Below are 17,527 nucleotides of genomic sequence, written 5' to 3' on the forward strand. Positions count from 1 at the left end.
TTCAATGATCGTGGATGAAAAAAGGGTTAGCTCCGATTGGATCACAAGCCCGAGGCCTGGATCAGTGTGGTGGCATAGGGCGTGCGGGGAGTCCGCAACACGGACTCGGCAGGCCCTTGCTCGACCAGCCGGCCCGCGCGCAGCACCGCGACCTGGTGCGCCATGGCCCAGACCACCGCCAGGTCATGCGTGATCAGCAAATAGCTCAAGCCTCGCTCGCGCTGCAGGCGCAGCAGCAGCGCGAGCACCTGTTGCTGCACGGTCACGTCGAGCGCGCTGGTCGGCTCGTCGAGCACGATCAGCTCGGGCTGGACGATCAGCGCGCGCGCGATCGCGATGCGCTGGCGCTGGCCGCCCGAGAACTCGTGCGGATAGCGCTGCAGCCAGGACGGCTCCTCGGCCGGCGACAGGCCGGCCAGCAGGCCGACCTCGCGCAGTGCGTCGAGCACGCGGGCGCGCCGCGCCGCAGCGGGCAAGGCCGGTTCGTGCACCCGCAGGCCCTCGCCCACGATCTGCTCCAGCGTCAGGCGTGGCGACAGCGAGGAATAGGGATCCTGGAACACCACCTGCACGCGCCGGCGCAGCTGGCGCAGCGCCCCGCCCTGGCGGCCATCCCAGGACTGGCCGAGCACGCTCAGGTGACCCTGATGCGGCAGCAGGCCGAGCACCGCCAGCGCCAGCGTCGACTTGCCCGAGCCCGACTCACCGACCACCCCCAGCGTGCGCCCTGGCGGCAGGCACAGGTCGATGCCATCGATCACCAGGCTACTGCCGCGCCGGAACCAGCCACGCCAGCCAGGCAGCGGCACGGGATACGAGACCCGCAAGGCCTCAATCACCAGACTGGGAGGCGATCCCTGCGACTGGAGCGCAGCGTCTGGCGGCAGGTCCCGGCGCGGCAGGCTGTCGAGCAGCGTGCGGGTGTACGGCTGGCTCGGCGCGGCGAAGAGGCGGTCGACCGCGCCCTGCTCGACCACGCGGCCGTCCCGCATCACCAGCACGCGGTCGGCGAAGCGCCGCACCAGATGCAGGTCATGGGTGATGATCAGCACCGCCAGGCCCAGGCGCTGACGCATCTCATCGAGCAGCGCCAGCATCTGCAACCTCAGGTGGGCATCGAGCGCCGTGGTCGGCTCGTCGGCCACCAGCAGGCGCGGCTCGCTGGCCAGTGCCATCGCGATCAGCGCGCGCTGGCGCTGGCCGCCACTGAGCTGGTGCGGGTAGGCGCGCGCCTTGGCGACCGGGTCGGGCAGGCCGACCGCCGCGATCTGCTCAAGCACGCGGGCCGCAGCCTGTGCGCCAGTCAGACCCTTGTGCAGCTGCAGCACCTCGGCGATCTGATCGCCCAGCGTCAGCAGCGGGTTGAGCGCGCTCATCGGCTCCTGGAACACGTAGGCCACCGCGCCGCCGCGCAGCGCGCGCAAACCGGGCTCGTCGAGCTCACCCAGTTCGACCCCCTGCAGTCGCACCGATCCCGTCACCCGGGCCTGCGGCAGCAGGCGCAGCAGGCTCAGCGCCGTGATCGTCTTGCCCGAGCCCGACTCGCCGACGATGGCGAGCTTCTCGCCCGCGTTCAGGCTGAAGTCGATGCCATGCACCAGCTCGCGCCCGCCCAGGCTGACGCGCAGGTCCCGCACATCGAGCAGGGGCGGCGGCACGGGTAGCGTTGTCTCCAGCGAAGTCACAGCACGGCCTTTCTCGGGTCAAGCGCATCGCGCAGCGCATCACCCATGAAGGTCAGCAGCAGCAGCGTGCCCACCAGCAGCGTGAAGGTCGACAGGGTGATCCACCAGGCGTCCAGATTGGCCTTGCCCTGCGCCAGCAGCTCGCCCAGCGAGGGCGTGCCCGGCGGCACCCCCAGCCCCAGGAAATCGAGCGAGGTCAAGGCCAGGATGGCCGCGCTCATGCGAAACGGCAGGAAGGTCACCACCGGCGTCAGGCTGTTGGGCAGCAGGTGGCGCCAGATGATCTGCCAATGTCCCAGCCCGAGGGCGCGCGCCGCGCGCACATAGTCGAGCTGGCGGTTGCGCAGGAACTCGGCCCGCACGTAGTCGCTCAGGCCCATCCAGCCGAACAGGCTCAGCAGGATCAGCAGCAGCCAGAGGCCGGGCTCGAACAGCGCCGAAAAGATGATCAGCAGGTAGAGCTCGGGCAGCGCGCTCCAGATCTCGATCAGGCGCTGCACCAGCAAGTCGGTGCGGCCGCCGAAATAGCCCTGGATCGCCCCCGCCACCAGCCCCAGCAGCACGCCCGAGCCGGTCAGCGCGAGCGCGAACAGCACGGATAGCCTGAAACCATAGAGCAGCCGCGCCAGCACGTCGCGGCCACGGTCGTCGGTGCCCAGCCAGTTGTCCGCCGAAGGCGGCGCCGGGTGCGGCTCGCGCGCGAAGTAGTTGATGGTGCCGTGGTGGTGGCGGTTCGGTGCGTGCAGCACCCAGTTGTCGGGCTGGTCGAGCTGGCGCCGGATGAAGGGGTCGAGGTAGTCGGTCGGCGTCTCGAAGTCGCCACCAAAGGTCGTCTCGGGCAGCTCCTGCAGCACCGGAACATACCAATGCCCCTGGTAGCGCACCAGCAGCGGCCGGTCGTTGGAAACCAGCTCGGCCACCAGGCTGAGCGCGAACAGCAGCGCGAACAGCCGCAGGCTGAACCAGCCCAGCCGATGGGCGCGAAAGCGCCGCCAGGCCAGGCGCCAGGGGCTGGCAGCGAGTTGATCAGTCGAACTTGACACGCGGGTCCACCCACAGATAACAGAGGTCGCTCACCAGCTTGGTCAGCAGGCCGATCAGCGTGAAGAGGTAGAGCGTGCCGAGCACGACGGGGTAGTCGCGCCGGATCACGCTCTCGTAGCTCAGCAGGCCCAGGCCGTCGAGCGAGAACAGGGTCTCGATCAGCAGCGAGCCGGTGAAGAAGGCGCCGACGAAGGCGGCTGGAAAGCCGGTCACGATCGGCAGCAGCGCGTTGCGCAGCACATGGCGCGTCAGCACGCGGCGCTCTGACAGACCCTTGGCGCGCGCGGTCAGCACATACTGCTTGCCGATCTCTTCGAGCATCGCGTTGCGCGTCAGCAGCGTCGTGACCGCGAAGGCGCCCAGCACGCTGGCCGTCACCGGCAGCGCGATATGCCAGAGATAGTCAACCACCCTGGCGCCCCAGCCGAGCGTTTCCCAGTTCGACGAGGTCAGCCCGCGCAGCGGAAACCACTGCAGCTGGCCGCCGAACACCACCAGCAGCACCACGCCCAGGACAAAACCTGGAATCGCGTAGCCCGCCAGCACCAGGATCGAGGTCACGGTGTCGAAGCGGCTGCCGGCACGCACCGCCTTGGCGATGCCCAGCGGCAGCGAGACCGAGTAGGTCAACAGGAAGGTCCACAGCCCCAGGCTGATCGAGACCGGCAGCTTCTCCTTGACCAGGGTCCAGACATCCTTGTGGTGGTAGAAGCTCTGCCCCAGATCAAAGCGCGCGAACTGGCCCAGCATCCGCACGAAACGCTCGGGCGCGGGCTGGTCGAAACCGTAAAGACGCCGGATCTCCTCGATGCGCTCAGGGTCCACGCCCTGGCGCCCACGGTAACCGGCACCAGCCTGGGTGGCACCCTCGCCGCCGCTGTCGCGCCCCTGCAGCTGGGCGACCATCTGCTCGACCGGGCCGCCCGGCACGAACTGGATCACGACGAAGGTCAGCAGCAGCACGCCGAACAGGGTCGGCACCATCAGCAGCAGGCGCTTGAGGAGGTAGTGCCACATCTCAGTGCCCGCCCTTCACCGGGCGGGCGGCGCGGTTGACCGGGCTCGCCCACCAGCTCGACAGCAGCCAGTTTTCCGGCTGGTAATACCTGGGCAGCTGGCGGGGTCGCTCGAAGCGGCCAGCGCGCCAGGCGATGCGGTGCACGCCTCCGTACCAGTGCGGCACCGCATAGTAGCCATGGCGCAGCACGCGGTCGAGCGCACGCAAGGCCGCCACCAGCTCGGGGCGCTTGCGGGCGGCCAGGGCGCGCTCGATCAGCGCATCGACCACCGGGTCGCGCACGCCGATCAGGTTGGCCGAGCCTTCGACCGTGGCGGCGCGCGAGCCAAAGCGCTCGATCAGCTCGGCCCCTGGCGCCTCGCTGCCCACGATGCGGCTGCTGATGAGCTCGAAGTCGAAACCATCCAGCCGTTTCTGCAGCAGCGCGAAATCCACCATCTTGTGGCGTGCCTGGATGCCAAGCTTTTCGAGGTTCCTGGCGAAGGGCGTGAAGACCCGTCCCATGGCGGCGCTGTTGTCGACGAACTCGATCGTGAAGGCTTCGCCACGATCGTTGCGCAGCGCGCCATCACGGTAATGCCAGCCCGCCTGCGCGAGCAGGTCACGCGCGCGCCGCAGGTGGTCGCGCAGCATCTGACCCGAGTCGGGGTCCAGGCGGGTCGCGGGCGGCAGCGGCACGGGCTGCTCGAAGACGGCCGCCGGCAGCCGCTGGCGCCAGGGTGTCAACAGCGCGAGCTCGTCGGCACCAGGCAGTCCGCTTGCCTCGAAGTCGCTCGCGACGAAGAACCCGCGCACCCGGGTGTAGGCGTTGTAGAACAACTGGCGGTTCATCCACTCGAAATCCAGCGCCAGCCCGATCGCCTCGCGCACGCGCGGGTCGCTGAATTTCGCCAGCCGGGTATTGAACAGGAAGCCCTGGAAATCACCCGCATTGCCATGCGCCAGCTCTTCCTTGACCAGCAGGCCGCGCTCGAAGGGCCGGCCCTGGTAGGCCTTGGCCCACTCGCGCGCGACGAAGGCCTGGATATAGTCGAACTCGCCGGCCTTGAAGGCCTCGAGCTGGGCCGTGCTGTCCTGGTAGAGCCGGTAGGTGATGCGGTCGAAGTTGTACATGCCCCGGCGCACATTGAGGTCAGCCGCCCACCAGTGCGGATCGCTCTCATAGCTGACGTCCCGCCCGTAACCTTGGGTAGCCAGCCGGTAGGGACCGGAGCCGATCGGCGGCTCGGCCACGATGCGGTCCAGCGGCTGACGCTTGCCGCCCACCAAGCCCCATTGCCGGCTGAACACCGGCAGGCTGCCGGCGATCAGGGGCAGCTCGGCGCTGCGACGCGCGAAATCGAAGCGCAACAGGCGCTCCCCCAGCACGGTCGCGCGCCGGATGTCGGCGAAGTAGCTGCGGTACTGCGGCGCCGCCTCGGGCCCGGTCAGCGTATCGAAGGCATGCTTGACGTCGGCCGCCAGCACCGGCTCGCCATTGTGAAAGCGCGCCTTCGGGTGCAGCCGGAAGGTCGCCGACAGGCCGTCCGGCGTCACCGTGACGTCCTCGGCCAGCAGGCCGTAGGCGGTGTTGGGCTCGTCGAGCGAGCCGGTCAGCAGGGTTTCTAGCACCAGAGCGTTCAGGCCTGGCGGCGCCGTGCCCTTGAGCGTGAAGGGGTTGAACTTGTCGTACTGGCTCGCCCGGGTGGGCGGCACCAGCGCGATCTCGCCGCCCTTGGGCGCGCGCGGGTTGACATAGTCGAAATGGGCGAAGCCAGCCGGGTACTTGAGCTCGCCGAACTGGGCCCAGGCGTGCGCGGCCCGCGCGGGCAGGACGCAGCAAAACAGCAAACTCGACAGCCCCAGGCTCAGGAGGGGTAAACGCATGCGACAATTCTGCCCAAGTTTTTCTGGAGATTGACTCATGGGTTTTCTCGCTGGCAAGAAATTGCTGATCACTGGTCTGCTGTCCAACCGTTCGATTGCTTACGGTGTCGCCAAGGCCTGCCACGCGCAAGGCGCCGAGCTGGCCTTCAGCTACGTCGGTGAGCGCTTCAAGGACCGCATCTGCGAGTTCGCCGCCGAATTCGACTCCAAGCTGGTGTTCGATTGCGACGTCGGCAGCGACGAGCAGATCGAGCAGATGTTCAAGGACCTGTCGGTTCACTGGCCGACCTTCGACGGCTTCGTGCACAGCATCGGCTTCGCGCCGCGCGAGGCGATTTCGGGCGACTTCCTCGACGGCCTGAGCCGCGAGGCGTTCAAGATCGCGCTCGACATCAGCGCCTACAGCTTCCCCGGCATGGCCAAGGCCGCCAAGCCCTACCTGAACGACAAGGCCGCGCTGCTGACGCTGACCTACCTGGGCGCGGTGCGCACCATCCCGCACTACAACACCATGGGCCTGGCCAAGGCCAGCCTGGAAGCCAGCGTGCGCTACCTGGCCGAAGCCCTGGGCACCCTGCCCGACGGCCGCAGCATCCGCGTCAACGGCATCAGCGCCGGCCCGATCAAGACCCTGGCCGCCAGCGGCATCAAGGACTTCGGCAAGCTGCTGGGCATGGGCGCGGCCGCAGCCCCCTTGCGCCGCAACGTCACGATCGACGAGGTCGGCAACGTCGCAGCCTTCCTGCTGTCGGACCTGGCCTCGGGCATGACCGCCGAGATCTCCTACGTCGACTGCGGCTTCAGCTCGACCGCCGGCGTCAGCCGCGACAGCGCGCAGATCGTCTGATCGGTCCTTGCTCCGGCGGCCCAGCGGCCGTCGTCAGCCACCCGCAAAAAAACCCGCCTAGGCGGGTTTTCTCATGGCTGGAGCCGGGGGAAGTCCGTCAGGCCTGCGAAGCCTTCTTGAGGATCACGTAGAGCTCATCCTTGAGCGCCAGCTTTTCCTTCTTGAGGGTTTCGATCTCGACCTGGGTGCCGGGAGCGATGTGGGATTCCATGTTCTTGATCTGCTGATCGAGTTCGTTGTGCTTGTCGAACAGGCGCGAGAAATGGTGGTCGCTGGTCTTGAGCTGGGTGATCAGTTCGCGGTACTCGGGAAACATGTTTACTCCTGATAAAAGTTGAATTCTTGCGCCATCCCATGGATGGCGTATTGATCTAGTTCAAGAAACCTTCACGCAGTCGGCGAAGTAGCGCTTCTTGCCGTCCTCGCCGTCCTCGACCACCAGACCGTGGATGTCGGTCTCGAAGCCCGGGCAATGCTGGTTGAACTCGCGCGAGAACTTCAGGTAGTCGACGATCTTCTGGTTGAAGACCTCGCCCGGAATCAGCAACGGGATGCCCGGCGGGTAAGGCGTGACCAGGCCGACCGTGATCCGGCCCGCCAGCTCATCGATCGACACGCGGTCGGTGTTCTTGCGCGCGATCTGGGCAAAGGCGTCGGTCGGCGTCATGGCCGGTTGCAGCTCGCTCAGGTACATGTCGGTGGTCAGGCGCGCGATGTCGTACTTGGCGTACATCTCGTGCACATACTGGCACAGGTCGCGCAGGCCCATCTTCTCGTAGCGGCGATGCTTCTGGCAGAACTCGGGCAGGATGCGCCACATCGGCTGGTTGCGGTCGTAGTCGTCCTTGAACTGCTGCAGCGCGGTCAGCAGCGTGTTCCAGCGGCCCTTGGTGATGCCGATGGTGAACATCACGAAGAAGCTGTAGAGGCCGGTCTTCTCGACCACCACGCCATGCTCGGCCAGGAACTTGGTCACGATGCTGGCCGGGATGCCACTGGTGGCGAAATCACCGTTCATGTTCAGGCCCGGCGTCACGATGGTGGCCTTGATCGGATCGAGCATGTTGAAGCCCGGCGCCATGTCGCCAAAGCCGTGCCAGGCCTCCTCGCCATCGACCGGCTGCACGCCCTCGCTGTCGGTGCGCTTGAGCACCCAGTCGCGGGCCTCGCCGATGCCCTCTTCGGCCAGCTCTTCCGGACCCCAGACCTGGAACCACCAGTCATCGACGCCGAATTCGTCATCGATCTTGCGCATCGCGCGGCGGAAGTCGAGCGCCTCGGCGATGCTCTCCTCAACCAGTGCGGTGCCCCCCGGAGGCTCCATCATCGCCGCGGCCACGTCACAGCTCGCAATGATGCTGTACTGCGGGCTGGTGCTGGTGTGCATCAGGTAGGACTCGTTGAACAGGTTGCGGTCCAGCTTGGTGTTCTGCGATTCCTGCACCAGCACATGGCTGGCCTGGCTGATACCGGCCAGCAGCTTGTGGATCGACTGGGTCGAGTACACCATGGTGTGCTCGGGGCGCGCGCGCTTGCGGCCCATGGCGTGGAAGGCGCCATAGAAGGGGTGGAAGGCCGCGTGCGGCAGCCAGGCCTCGTCGAAATGCAGGTTCTCGACGTAGCCGTCGAGCATGCCCTTGATGGTCTCGGTGTTGTAGAGCACGCCGTCGTAGGTCGACTGGGTCAGCGTCAGGATGCGCGGCTTGACGGCGTCGGCGTCCACGCCCTTGAGCAGCGGGTTGGCGCGAATCTTGGCCTTGATCGCCTCGGGCTCGAACTCGCTTTGCTGGATCGGGCCGATGATGCCCCAGTGGTTGCGCGTCGGCTTGAGGAACACGGGGATGGCCCCGGTCATGATGATCGCGTGCAGGTTGGACTTGTGGCAGTTGCGGTCCACCACGACCACGTCGCCAGGGGCCACCGTGTGGTGCCAGACCATCTTGTTCGAGGTCGAGGTGCCGTTGGTGACGAAGAAGCAGTGGTCGGCATTGAAGATGCGCGCCGCGTTGCGCTCGCTCTCGCCGATGGCGCCGTTGTGGTCGAGCAGCTGGCCGAGCTCCTCGACCGCGTTGCAGACGTCGGCGCGCAGCATGTTCTCGCCGTAGAACTGATGGTACATCTGACCCACCGGCGACTTCAGGAAGGCCACGCCACCCGAGTGACCCGGGCAATGCCAAGAATAGGAGCCGTCCTCGGCGTAGTCGAGCAGCGCCTTGAAGAACGGCGGCTGGATGCCCTCCAGGTAGGACTTGGCCTCGCGGATGATGTGCTTGGACATGAACTCCGGCGTGTCCTCGTGCATGTGGATGAAGCCATGCAGTTCGCGCAGGATGTCGTTGGGCAGGTGGCGGCTGGTCTTGGTCTCGCCGTAGATGTAGATCGGCACGTCCAGGTTCTTGCGCCGCACTTCCTGGATGAAGGCGCGCAAGTTGAGCACCGCCGGATCGAGATCCGGGCCGGGCGTGAACTCCTCGTCGTCGATCGACAGGATGAAGGCGCTGGCGCGGCTTTGCTGCTGGGCGAACTGGCTCAGGTCGCCGTAGCTGGTCACGCCCAGCACCTCGAAGCCCTCGACCTCGATCGCCTGGGCCAGGGCACGGATGCTCAGACCCGAGGCATTCTCGGAGCGGTAGTCTTCGTCAATAATGATTATGGGAAAGCGAAATTTCATGAAGCGTGACAACGGTTGAGCGCCAAAAAACACGCGAACCGGGTCACCGGCCGCACGGCTTGTATGCGCCAGGAATCTGGTCCGGCGCGCAATGGCGCCAAGTGTAAGGAAATAATGTGTCAGCTGTTCGCTCGCGCACGCGTTTGAGCGCAAATTCGGCCATCAACCCTGGGAGTGCAAGCATGAAGGATTCGACCGTCTGGTGGCTGCTGGCCGGAGCGGCGGTGGCGCTGGAACTGCTGAGCGGCACCTTCTACCTGCTCATGCTGGCGCTCGGACTGGCGGCGGCGGCGCTGGCCGCACAGCTGGGCGCCGGACCGACCGTGCAACTCGGTGCCGCCGCGCTGATCGGCGGCGGCGCGGTGCTGCTCTGGAGCCAGCTGGCCCGACAACGCACCGACTCCAGCGACCGCTCCGACAGCCCGGATCTCAACCTCGACATCGGCCAGCTCGTGCAGGTCGGGCACTGGCGTGCCGACGGCAGTGCCCAGGTCAGGCATCGCGGCGCAGAATGGACCGTCGAGCTTGATCAGCCGGCGGTTTCGCCCGCTGCGGGCCGCTACCGCATCGTGGCCGTGCGCGGCAGTCACCTGATCGTGCAAGCCCAACCCGACTAGGAGTCTTCATCATGGAAATCGCCTTCGTTCTCTTCGTCATCGCCGCGATCTTCGTCATCAAGTCGATCAAGATCGTTCCGCAGCAGAACGCCTGGGTCAAGGAGCGTCTCGGCAAGTACGCCGGCACGCTGGCGCCGGGCCTCAACTTCGTGCTGCCCTTCATCGATCAGGTCACCTACAAGCACAGCCTGAAGGAAATCCCGCTCGACGTGCCGAGCCAGGTCTGCATCACGCGCGACAACACCCAGTTGCAGGTCGACGGCATCCTCTACTTCCAGGTCACCGACCCGATGCGCGCGAGCTACGGCAGCTCCAACTACGTGACCGCCATCACCCAGCTGGCCCAGACCACGCTGCGCAGCGTGATCGGCAAGCTCGAACTCGACAAGACCTTCGAGGAGCGCGCGATCATCAACGCCCAGGTGGTCGCCGCGATCGACGAGGCCGCCCTCAACTGGGGGGTCAAGGTGCTGCGCTACGAGATCAAGGACCTGACCCCGCCGGCCGAGATCCTGCACGCGATGCAGGCCCAGATCACCGCCGAGCGCGAGAAGCGCGCGCTGATAGCCGCCTCCGAAGGCCGCCAGCAGGAGCAGATCAACATCGCCACCGGCGAGCGCCAGGCCTCGATCGCGCGCTCGGAAGGCGACAAGCAGGCAGCCATCAACAAGGCCGAGGGCGAGGCGGCCGCGATCCTGACCGTGGCCAATGCCTCGGCGCAGGCGCTCGAACGCATCGCGGCCGCCCTGCAGGTGCCGGGCGGCGAGCAGGCGGTGCAGCTCAAGGTGGCCGAGCAGGCAGTGGCCGCCTACAGCCGCGTGGCCGCCGATGCGACCACCACGCTGGTGGTCCCCGGCAACATGAACGAGGTCGCCGGCCTGGTCGCCTCGGCCATGCAACTGATCAAGTCGAGCAGGAATTGAAAAAAATCGGCAGCCCTTGAAAAAAGCCGGCATTCCTGTCTACAATACGAGTCTTCACGGAGAGGTGGATGAGCGGTTTAAGTCGCACGCCTGGAAAGCGTGTGTGGGTTTATCCCCACCGCGGGTTCGAATCCCGCCCTCTCCGCCATGATTCAGTTTTTGGCTGTTCCTAACGGTTCGCCAAAGTCCACAAAAGCCCTTCTAAGTCGTTGATTTAGAGGGGCTTTTTGTTTGCCGTCGTTCTTTTGTGTTCGCTGCTGTTCTGCTGTAGTCAGTGTTTTTTGGGGGTATTTTTGGGGGCATGGGGGTATCGGTTTGGGGGTATTCTGAAAACCCCCTAGCAAAACCGCCCCGACATGCCCCTGACCGAGACCGAGATCCGCAAGGCCAAGCCCGCCGAAAAAGCCTTCAAGCTGACCGATGGCCGTGGCCTGTACCTACTGGTGACGCCGACCGGCTCCAAACTGTGGCGCTGGAAGTACCGCGTGGACGGCAAGGAGAAGGTGATGGCCATCGGCATCTACCCCGACATGAATGGGCCTACGGCTCGCATGCGGCATGAGGATGAGCGGCGCAAGCTGCTGGCCGGCATCGACCCCATGGCGCAACGCAAGTCAGACCGGCACGCCCGCAAGCTGGCAGCCGACAACTCATTCGCCACGGTCGCCCAACTCTGGTTCGATAGCTGGAAGGCCGCCCGGTCCGACAACCATGTCGAATCGACCTGGCGCCGACTGCAGGCTGACGTGTTCCCGGCCATCGGCACCCGACCCATATCCGACATCGAGGCGCCCGAGCTGGTGCGCATGGCCAAGACCATCGAGGCGCGCGGCGCCCTGGACATCGCCAAGCGGGCTCTGCAGACCTGCGGCCAGATCTTCCGCTATGCCATCGCCCACGGCCTGGCCAGCCGCAACCCAGCCGCCGACATCAAGCCCGGCGACGTGCTGACCACCCGCAAGCGCGAGAACTACGCCCGGCTCGACGCCAGGGAGCTGCCCGAGCTGCTGCGCAAGATCGAGGCCTACCAGGGCACGCCCACCACGCGCCTGGCCATGAAGCTGATGGCCATGACCTTCGTTCGCACGTCTGAACTGATCGGCGCCCGCTGGGACGAATTCGACCTGGTAGCGGCCCGCTGGGACATTCCAGCCGAGCGCATGAAGATGAAGACGCCCCATGTCGTGCCGCTGTCCAGGCAGGCCCTGGAAGTGCTGCGAACGCTGCACCTGGTGACGGGCCATCGGGAGTTGCTGTTTCCTGGCGAGCGCAGCCCAAAGCGTCCCATGAGCAATAACACCATCCTGATGGCATTGGCGCGAATGGGCTACAAGCACCGAATGACCGGACACGGATTTCGCGGCATTGCATCAACCATTCTGCACGAACAGGGATTCGATCATGCGCATATCGAGATACAGCTCGCGCACCAGGAGCGAAATTCAGTCAGCGCCAGTTACAACCACGCCACCTATATTCTGCAGCGCGCGGCTATGATGCAGGCCTGGAGTGACCACCTAACCAATTGCATCAAGGAATGACATGAAGGCCACCAACGGATTCACACACAAAGATTACACCGAAATCAACAGGCGATTCAATGAAATATGCGATTCAAATTTCGATTCAGCAAACGAGGAACTGGTAAAGCTTGCCGCCTGCATCTTCAGCATGGAAGCAATGTGCATACAGCATCCAGAAACGATTGAGGAAAAGGCCCGATATGTGCTGGCAAAGAGAATCTTATCCAACTACGAAATAAAGGACAAGAAAGCCTTTGTCGTATTCCCATCTCCATTCTTCGAAAAGGAAGATTTTCCAAACGAAAAGCGCGACAAGGATGATCGGATTGCCATGGAATGTTGGGTGATGATTCATGATGACGGAATGAAGGTCATGGAAGCCTTCGAGAAGGCCGCCGAAAAGCACATCACCAGTGTCTCAGTTTGTAGAGCCGCCTACTACAATTCCTATGGAAACCAGGGCAAAGAGTGAGTTTTCATATTTTATTTTTTCCATGTGCTTTTTATAAAAAAGTCGAAAACATATAAATAGATTTCATCAATAAACGTCTCTAGCATTCGTGGCTGTTCGCAACAAACCAAATGAACGGCCATGAATCAGCCCCACGCCCCCGCCACCTACACCGTCCCTCAGTTCCTGAGTTCCCATAACGTCAGCCGGACCCACTTCTATGCCCTGGTCAAGGAGGGCAAGGGGCCGCGCCTGATGAAGGTGGGCCGGCGCACCCTGGTCAGCGCCGAAGCCGCCGCCGACTGGCGCAAGCACATGGAAGTCGAGACCGGCGCCGCCGCCCTGGAAGGGCTGCAATGATCCGGCGCCCGAGCTGCCGCCGGCAGTCTACAGACCGCCCCCGGACGGGTTTGAACATTCGAAGATTCCAAGATTCCATGTTTCTGAGACGGGAATCTTCGGAATCTTCACGGGAATCTTCAAATTTTCCCGAAGCCGCTGGCCGGGACGCGGCCCAGCCGTGCTACATTCTTCGCAAGCCGAAAGGCCCGGTGCGTAAGAACACCTGTACAACGAGGTTGCAGCCCCCACCTAAAAGCGGGGTTTTGTCATGTCCGAATTCGTCCGTTCCGGGGTTTCCCGGTGCGGCATGGTTTTGGGCAGATGGGCTTGTCCGCGAGGCTGGCCGCACGGCGTTGTACGTGTTCTTAACATCTGCCCACCCGCTGCGCGTAAGAACGTGGCGAGTGGTTTTCAGTCTCACAACGGAACCTGAAACCATGACCAAGGTCAATCCCATGGTGCGCACTGCTGCGCCCATCCTCTCCCTGGCCAGCCGCCGCGCTGCGCCCATCCAGTCCGCCACGGACACCACCAACCCCGAAATCATCCGGCTGCATGTCGCTGCCGAAAACGCCCTGGCCGGCGCCCTGCACCTGCTGCGCTCGCTCGACTGCGACCCGGCCAAACTGCAGCAGGCCACGGGCCGCGCGATCCGTGCCGCAACGCTTCTGAAGCGCGCATGTGCCACTCAGGCAGAAGGTGTTGCAGCATGAGCGCCGACAACATCACCCAGCGCCGCCGATCGACCGACTGGCAGAAACCGGCCACGCCGACCATGACCGTCGAGCAATTGGGCATCGTGCTCAACGACATCGCCGCGATGGCGAAGCACATCGAGCGCTTCACCTCGCTGCTGATGGTCAACCTGCTGCCCGGACAGGACGACGAAGAGACCTACCTGGCGGCCGTCGAGGCGATGGCACAGCGCATCGGCTGGGCGTCCGACATGGCTTCCGACCGCATTGATGGGGCTGGTAGTGCCGTGTACGGCGATGCTGAAAAATGGATGATGCCGCCGTCGTTCCGCCGCTACCAGGCTGCGGCCGAGGGAGTTGCAGCATGAGCGCCGACACCGTGATCCCAAAGCGCCGCACCTCCGACTGGCTGCGCCCCGCAGGACTGACAGAACACCCGGACTACTCCGTCACCCTGAGCACTGAACGACAGTCCGCGTGCCTTGGGGCAAGCTGGGAAATTGAGCAACTGGCCGCGCATCTGGCCAGCAACGTGATCCCGGACGATGACCCGCTGCACCTTGTCGTGCGAGGCATCGCCGGGCGCATCCGCAGCATGTCGCGGGTCATCATTTCAGGCCTGAGCGATGACAGCGAGCCGCTGGCGAACCTTGAGCGCGAGGTGTTCGGCACCGCGCGAAGGGAGGCCGAATGAGCTTCGACCGAAACCTCCTACCCGACCCCGTGGCCTACTACGAGGCGCAAGGCCTCAAGCTGACAGGCCCGAACAGGGCCAAGTGGAAAACCACTGAATGCCGCTTCCACGGCGGCTCAGACTCCATGCGCATCAACACCCAGACCGGCGCCTTCTGCTGCATGGCGGGCTGTGGCGCGCGCGGTGGCGACGTGCTGGCCTACGAAATGGCCACCAGCGGCCTGGAGTTCATTGAGGCCGCCAAGGCGCTGGGCTGCTGGGTCGAGAACGGCAAACCCCAAGCCATCACACGCCCGACTACGCTGTCGCCACGGGCGGCGCTGGAGCTGCTGGCTATCGAGGTCGGCGTCGTGCTGGCAGCCGCGGCCATGGCGCGCCAAGGTCCGCTGACCCCAGACAACTTCGATCGCCTGCTGACGGCCAGTGCCCGCATACAAGGCGTGCAAAGGGAGTTTGCCTGATGGACTTCGACCGAATCAACCGCAGCCAGGCCATGATGGACGCACAGACCTACAACAACGATGCCGGGTTTGGCGCTGACCCGATGGATTTCAGCGACTTGCCACCATCCATGAGCGACCAGGCCGCCTGGCCGCCAGAAAACAAGCCCGTGAACCGCGTGGTGCTGCTCAGTGGCGCCGTCATGAACCCAGAGCCGGTTCGCTGGCTGTGGCCGGGCTGGCTGGCCCTGGGCAAGCTGGTGATCCTGGGCGGCGCACCCGGCACCGGCAAGACCACGGCGGCCTTGAGCATGGCCGCGACCGTCACGACAGGCGGGCACTGGCCGGACGGCAACCGCTGCTCCGTGGGCGATGTGCTGATCTGGTCGGGCGAGGACGACCCATGCGACACGCTGCTGCCCCGCCTGATCGCGGCCGGCGTGGATCGAAGCCGGGTCTACTTCGTCAGCGGCGTGAACGTGAACGGCGAGATCCGCCCCTTCGACCCTTCGACCGATGTGGCGGCCCTGCTGGAAGCGGCGCGCGAGCTGCCCTCTCTCAAGTTCATCCTGGTGGACCCCATCGTCAGCGCCGTGGCGGGCGACAGCCACAAGAACACCGAGGTTCGGCGTGCGCTGCAGCCGCTGGTGGACTTCGCCGCCGCCATCGGCGCCGCCCTGGTCGGCATCACGCACTTCTCCAAGGGCGGTGCCGGGTCAGATCCGGCCTCGCGCCTGACGGGCTCTATCGCCTTCGCCGCTCTGCCCCGCGTGGTCATGGTCTGCGCCAAGACCAAGGACGCCGAAGGCAACGAGCGCCGCATCCTGGCGCGCGCCAAGTCCAACATCGGCCCGGACGGTGGCGGCTTCGCCTACAGCCTGGAGCAGTGCGAGGCGCTGCCTGGTATCTGGACCAGCCGGACCGTCTGGGGCGAGACCTTGGAAGGCACGGCCATCGAGCTGCTGGCCGAACCAGCCTCAGACACCGAAAGCGAAGACTCGCGGGATGTCTGCGACCTGCTGCGCGATGAACTGAGCAGCGAGGCCTGGACAAAATCCGACCTAGCAAGCAAGCCAGTCATTGATGCCGGATTTAGCAAAAAACAGATCTGGTCGGCATCCAAGAAGCTAGGCATCCTTAGGAGGAAGGGAACCGACGGATCACGCGATGGATGGTACTGGAGGCTACCGGGAGGGCCTGAAACGGGCCAAGATTCCGAAGATTCCCGTGAAGATTCCGAAGATTCCCGTTCCTAAAACATGGAATCTTGGAATCTTGGAATCTTCAAACTGATTTCATCCTGATCACAAAGCCAGCACCGGGCACCCGTTCCGATGCTGGCTTTTATCATTTTATACATGACAAATGCTAATTGGTTCGCCACGGTTCAACCGGGTTTTAACTGCTGACCCCCGGTTACAAACCCCGCTGGGCTGGTGTTCACTGCAGGCATTACCCACCCGCAACACCAACATGAAACTTCACGAACTCCGCCAAAGGAAGGCGGCCCATGTGGCCGAAGCCCGCGCCCTGCTCTCCACCGCCGAGACCGAAAAGCGCCAACTGAACGCCGACGAAAAGGCGCGCTTCGATGTCCTGAAGGCCACCATCCACGTCATCGAAGGCGACGAAGCCCGCGCCCAATTCGTGGAAGACGCCGAGCGCCGCACCGCTGGCGTGCCGGTGGACAAGGCCCGCACCGACCTGGAATCTCGCGTCAGCGTGATGGAAGCCATCAATGCCCAGGTCGAGGGCCGCGCCCTGTCGGGTGCCCTGGCTGAATTCAACCAGGAGCAAAAGCGCAACGGCATTCAGGCGCGCGGCATCCTGGTGCCGACCGCCCTGTTCAATGAAACCCGCGCGGCCCAAACCACAACCACGGCAGCCGGCATCGTCCCCGAGGATTTCCGCGCGGATCAATTCGTCGGCCTGCTGCGCAATTCAATGGTGGTCCGCTCGCTGGGCGCCCGCGTTCTGCCGAATCTTCGTGGCGATGTGGTGATTCCGCGCCAGGCCACCAGCAGCACGGCGCAATGGCTGGCTGAAGGCGATTCCCTGACTGATTCGGGAATGACCTTCAACAACATCACGCTGAAGCCCAAGCATGTCGGCGCCATTACCGAGCTATCGCGCCAATTGCTGCAACAAAGCAATCCCGCGATTGAATCGCTGGTGCGCGATGATTTCATCAACGTGGTTTCCCTGGCAGTTGACAAGGCATTGATCCATGGCGACGGCATCAAGCAACCGAAAGGCCTGCTGAATTCCGAGACTGGCACCGGGAGCCTTTCGACCCTGAACTGGGCGAATGCCATGAAGCTGATCGAATGGATGGCCCTCAAGAACGTCAACCCGAATGCCTGGCTGACGCATCCCGAGGTAGCCACCAAGCTGCGCACTACTCTGCGCGAAGCTGGCCTGCCGGGCTATCTGATGGAAGCGGGCAACCTGGCCGGCATTCCGGTGGCAGTGACCCAGCAAATCGAAAAGAAGGCCGGCACGCCGGCAAAGGGTCGAATGATCCTGGGCGACTTCTCCGAGATGTTCGTCGGCACCTGGGGCGCCGTGGACATCCTAGCCAACCAATTTGCCGAAGGCCCGTACAGCCGGGGTGCGGTACAGATTCGCATCCTCACGACCATGGACATGGTGCCGCGCCGCGAAGACGCCTTCGTCGTCGTTGACGACATCGCCATCTGAGGAACCGCGCG

Annotated in this window: 18 protein-coding genes and 1 tRNA gene; 13 read left to right on the forward strand and 6 right to left on the reverse strand. The window is 64.5% G+C overall.

Annotation, left to right across the window (positions count from 1 at the left end):
- Positions 1-41: 41 nt before the first annotated feature.
- Genes PHR85_RS11225 through PHR85_RS11240 form a run of 4 tightly spaced genes read right to left on the reverse strand, consistent with a single transcriptional unit; the run spans position 42 to position 5,613 of the window.
- A complete protein-coding gene (locus tag PHR85_RS11225; RefSeq protein ID WP_300054333.1) occupies positions 42-1,658 on the reverse strand; it encodes an ABC transporter ATP-binding protein in 1,617 nt (538 codons plus the stop codon).
- Positions 1,659-1,681: 23 nt separating this feature from the next.
- Positions 1,682-2,728, reverse strand: coding sequence for an ABC transporter permease (locus PHR85_RS11230; protein WP_300054334.1), 1,047 nt, complete (start codon positions 2,726-2,728; stop codon positions 1,682-1,684).
- Positions 2,712-3,746, reverse strand: a complete 1,035-nt coding sequence (locus tag PHR85_RS11235) for a microcin C ABC transporter permease YejB (RefSeq protein ID WP_300054335.1) — start codon at positions 3,744-3,746, stop codon at positions 2,712-2,714. The genes PHR85_RS11230 and PHR85_RS11235 overlap by 17 nt, the downstream gene beginning before the upstream one ends.
- 1 nt (position 3,747) lies before the next feature.
- Positions 3,748-5,613 carry an extracellular solute-binding protein gene (locus tag PHR85_RS11240; RefSeq protein WP_300054337.1) on the reverse strand — a complete coding sequence of 622 codons (1,866 nt, stop codon included), beginning with the start codon at positions 5,611-5,613 and terminating at the stop codon, positions 3,748-3,750.
- Positions 5,614-5,650: 37 nt separating this feature from the next.
- Here PHR85_RS11240 and fabI point away from each other — a divergent pair, with 37 nt between their 5' ends.
- Positions 5,651-6,460 carry an enoyl-ACP reductase FabI gene (gene fabI, locus PHR85_RS11245; protein WP_300054339.1) on the forward strand — a complete coding sequence of 270 codons (810 nt, stop codon included), beginning with the start codon at positions 5,651-5,653 and terminating at the stop codon, positions 6,458-6,460.
- A gap of 97 nt (positions 6,461-6,557) precedes the next feature.
- Here fabI and PHR85_RS11250 read toward each other — a convergent pair whose 3' ends face one another.
- Together PHR85_RS11250 and PHR85_RS11255 are read right to left on the reverse strand one after the other, a co-directional pair.
- Positions 6,558-6,776, reverse strand: coding sequence for a YdcH family protein (locus PHR85_RS11250; RefSeq protein ID WP_300054341.1), 219 nt, complete (start codon positions 6,774-6,776; stop codon positions 6,558-6,560).
- A 60-nt stretch (positions 6,777-6,836) separates the two neighbouring features.
- Positions 6,837-9,131 (reverse strand): arginine/lysine/ornithine decarboxylase, encoded by a 2,295-nt coding sequence (locus tag PHR85_RS11255; RefSeq protein ID WP_300054342.1) that lies wholly within the window; start codon positions 9,129-9,131, stop codon positions 6,837-6,839.
- 182 nt (positions 9,132-9,313) lie between these two features.
- Between PHR85_RS11255 and PHR85_RS11260 the strand changes: the two genes are divergently transcribed.
- The 12 genes from PHR85_RS11260 to PHR85_RS11315 all read left to right on the forward strand — a co-directional run bounded on the left by PHR85_RS11260 (position 9,314) and on the right by PHR85_RS11315 (position 17,516).
- Complete coding sequence (locus tag PHR85_RS11260; RefSeq protein WP_300054344.1) at positions 9,314-9,748, forward strand: NfeD family protein; 435 nt, start codon at positions 9,314-9,316, stop codon at positions 9,746-9,748.
- Positions 9,749-9,759: 11 nt separating this feature from the next.
- Positions 9,760-10,671 carry an SPFH domain-containing protein gene (locus PHR85_RS11265; protein WP_300054345.1) on the forward strand — a complete coding sequence of 304 codons (912 nt, stop codon included), beginning with the start codon at positions 9,760-9,762 and terminating at the stop codon, positions 10,669-10,671.
- A 58-nt stretch (positions 10,672-10,729) separates the two neighbouring features.
- Positions 10,730-10,819 (forward strand) — tRNA-Ser (locus PHR85_RS11270).
- A gap of 208 nt (positions 10,820-11,027) precedes the next feature.
- Positions 11,028-12,212, forward strand: a complete 1,185-nt coding sequence (locus tag PHR85_RS11275; RefSeq protein ID WP_300054346.1) for a tyrosine-type recombinase/integrase — start codon at positions 11,028-11,030, stop codon at positions 12,210-12,212.
- A 1-nt stretch (position 12,213) separates the two neighbouring features.
- A complete protein-coding gene (locus tag PHR85_RS11280) occupies positions 12,214-12,666 on the forward strand; it encodes a hypothetical protein (protein WP_300054347.1) in 453 nt (150 codons plus the stop codon).
- A 120-nt stretch (positions 12,667-12,786) separates the two neighbouring features.
- On the forward strand, positions 12,787-13,005 hold the full coding sequence (locus PHR85_RS11285; RefSeq protein ID WP_300054349.1) for a hypothetical protein: 219 nt from the start codon (positions 12,787-12,789) through the stop codon (positions 13,003-13,005).
- Between the two features lie 419 nt (positions 13,006-13,424).
- On the forward strand, positions 13,425-13,700 hold the full coding sequence (locus PHR85_RS11290; RefSeq protein WP_300054351.1) for a hypothetical protein: 276 nt from the start codon (positions 13,425-13,427) through the stop codon (positions 13,698-13,700).
- Positions 13,697-14,050, forward strand: a complete 354-nt coding sequence (locus tag PHR85_RS11295) for a hypothetical protein (RefSeq protein ID WP_300054352.1) — start codon at positions 13,697-13,699, stop codon at positions 14,048-14,050. Before PHR85_RS11290 ends, PHR85_RS11295 begins: the two co-directional genes overlap by 4 nt.
- Complete coding sequence (locus PHR85_RS11300) at positions 14,047-14,376, forward strand: hypothetical protein (protein WP_300054354.1); 330 nt, start codon at positions 14,047-14,049, stop codon at positions 14,374-14,376. The genes PHR85_RS11295 and PHR85_RS11300 overlap by 4 nt, the downstream gene beginning before the upstream one ends.
- Positions 14,373-14,837 carry a hypothetical protein gene (locus PHR85_RS11305; protein ID WP_300054355.1) on the forward strand — a complete coding sequence of 155 codons (465 nt, stop codon included), beginning with the start codon at positions 14,373-14,375 and terminating at the stop codon, positions 14,835-14,837. The genes PHR85_RS11300 and PHR85_RS11305 overlap by 4 nt, the downstream gene beginning before the upstream one ends.
- Positions 14,837-16,072, forward strand: a complete 1,236-nt coding sequence (locus tag PHR85_RS11310) for an AAA family ATPase (RefSeq protein ID WP_300054357.1) — start codon at positions 14,837-14,839, stop codon at positions 16,070-16,072. Before PHR85_RS11305 ends, PHR85_RS11310 begins: the two co-directional genes overlap by 1 nt.
- A 217-nt stretch (positions 16,073-16,289) precedes the next feature.
- Complete coding sequence (locus PHR85_RS11315) at positions 16,290-17,516, forward strand: phage major capsid protein (RefSeq protein ID WP_300054359.1); 1,227 nt, start codon at positions 16,290-16,292, stop codon at positions 17,514-17,516.
- Positions 17,517-17,527 lie beyond the last annotated feature (11 nt).

The organism is Malikia sp. (assembly GCF_028687635.1).
Classification (GTDB): Bacteria; Pseudomonadota; Gammaproteobacteria; order Burkholderiales; family Burkholderiaceae_C; genus Malikia.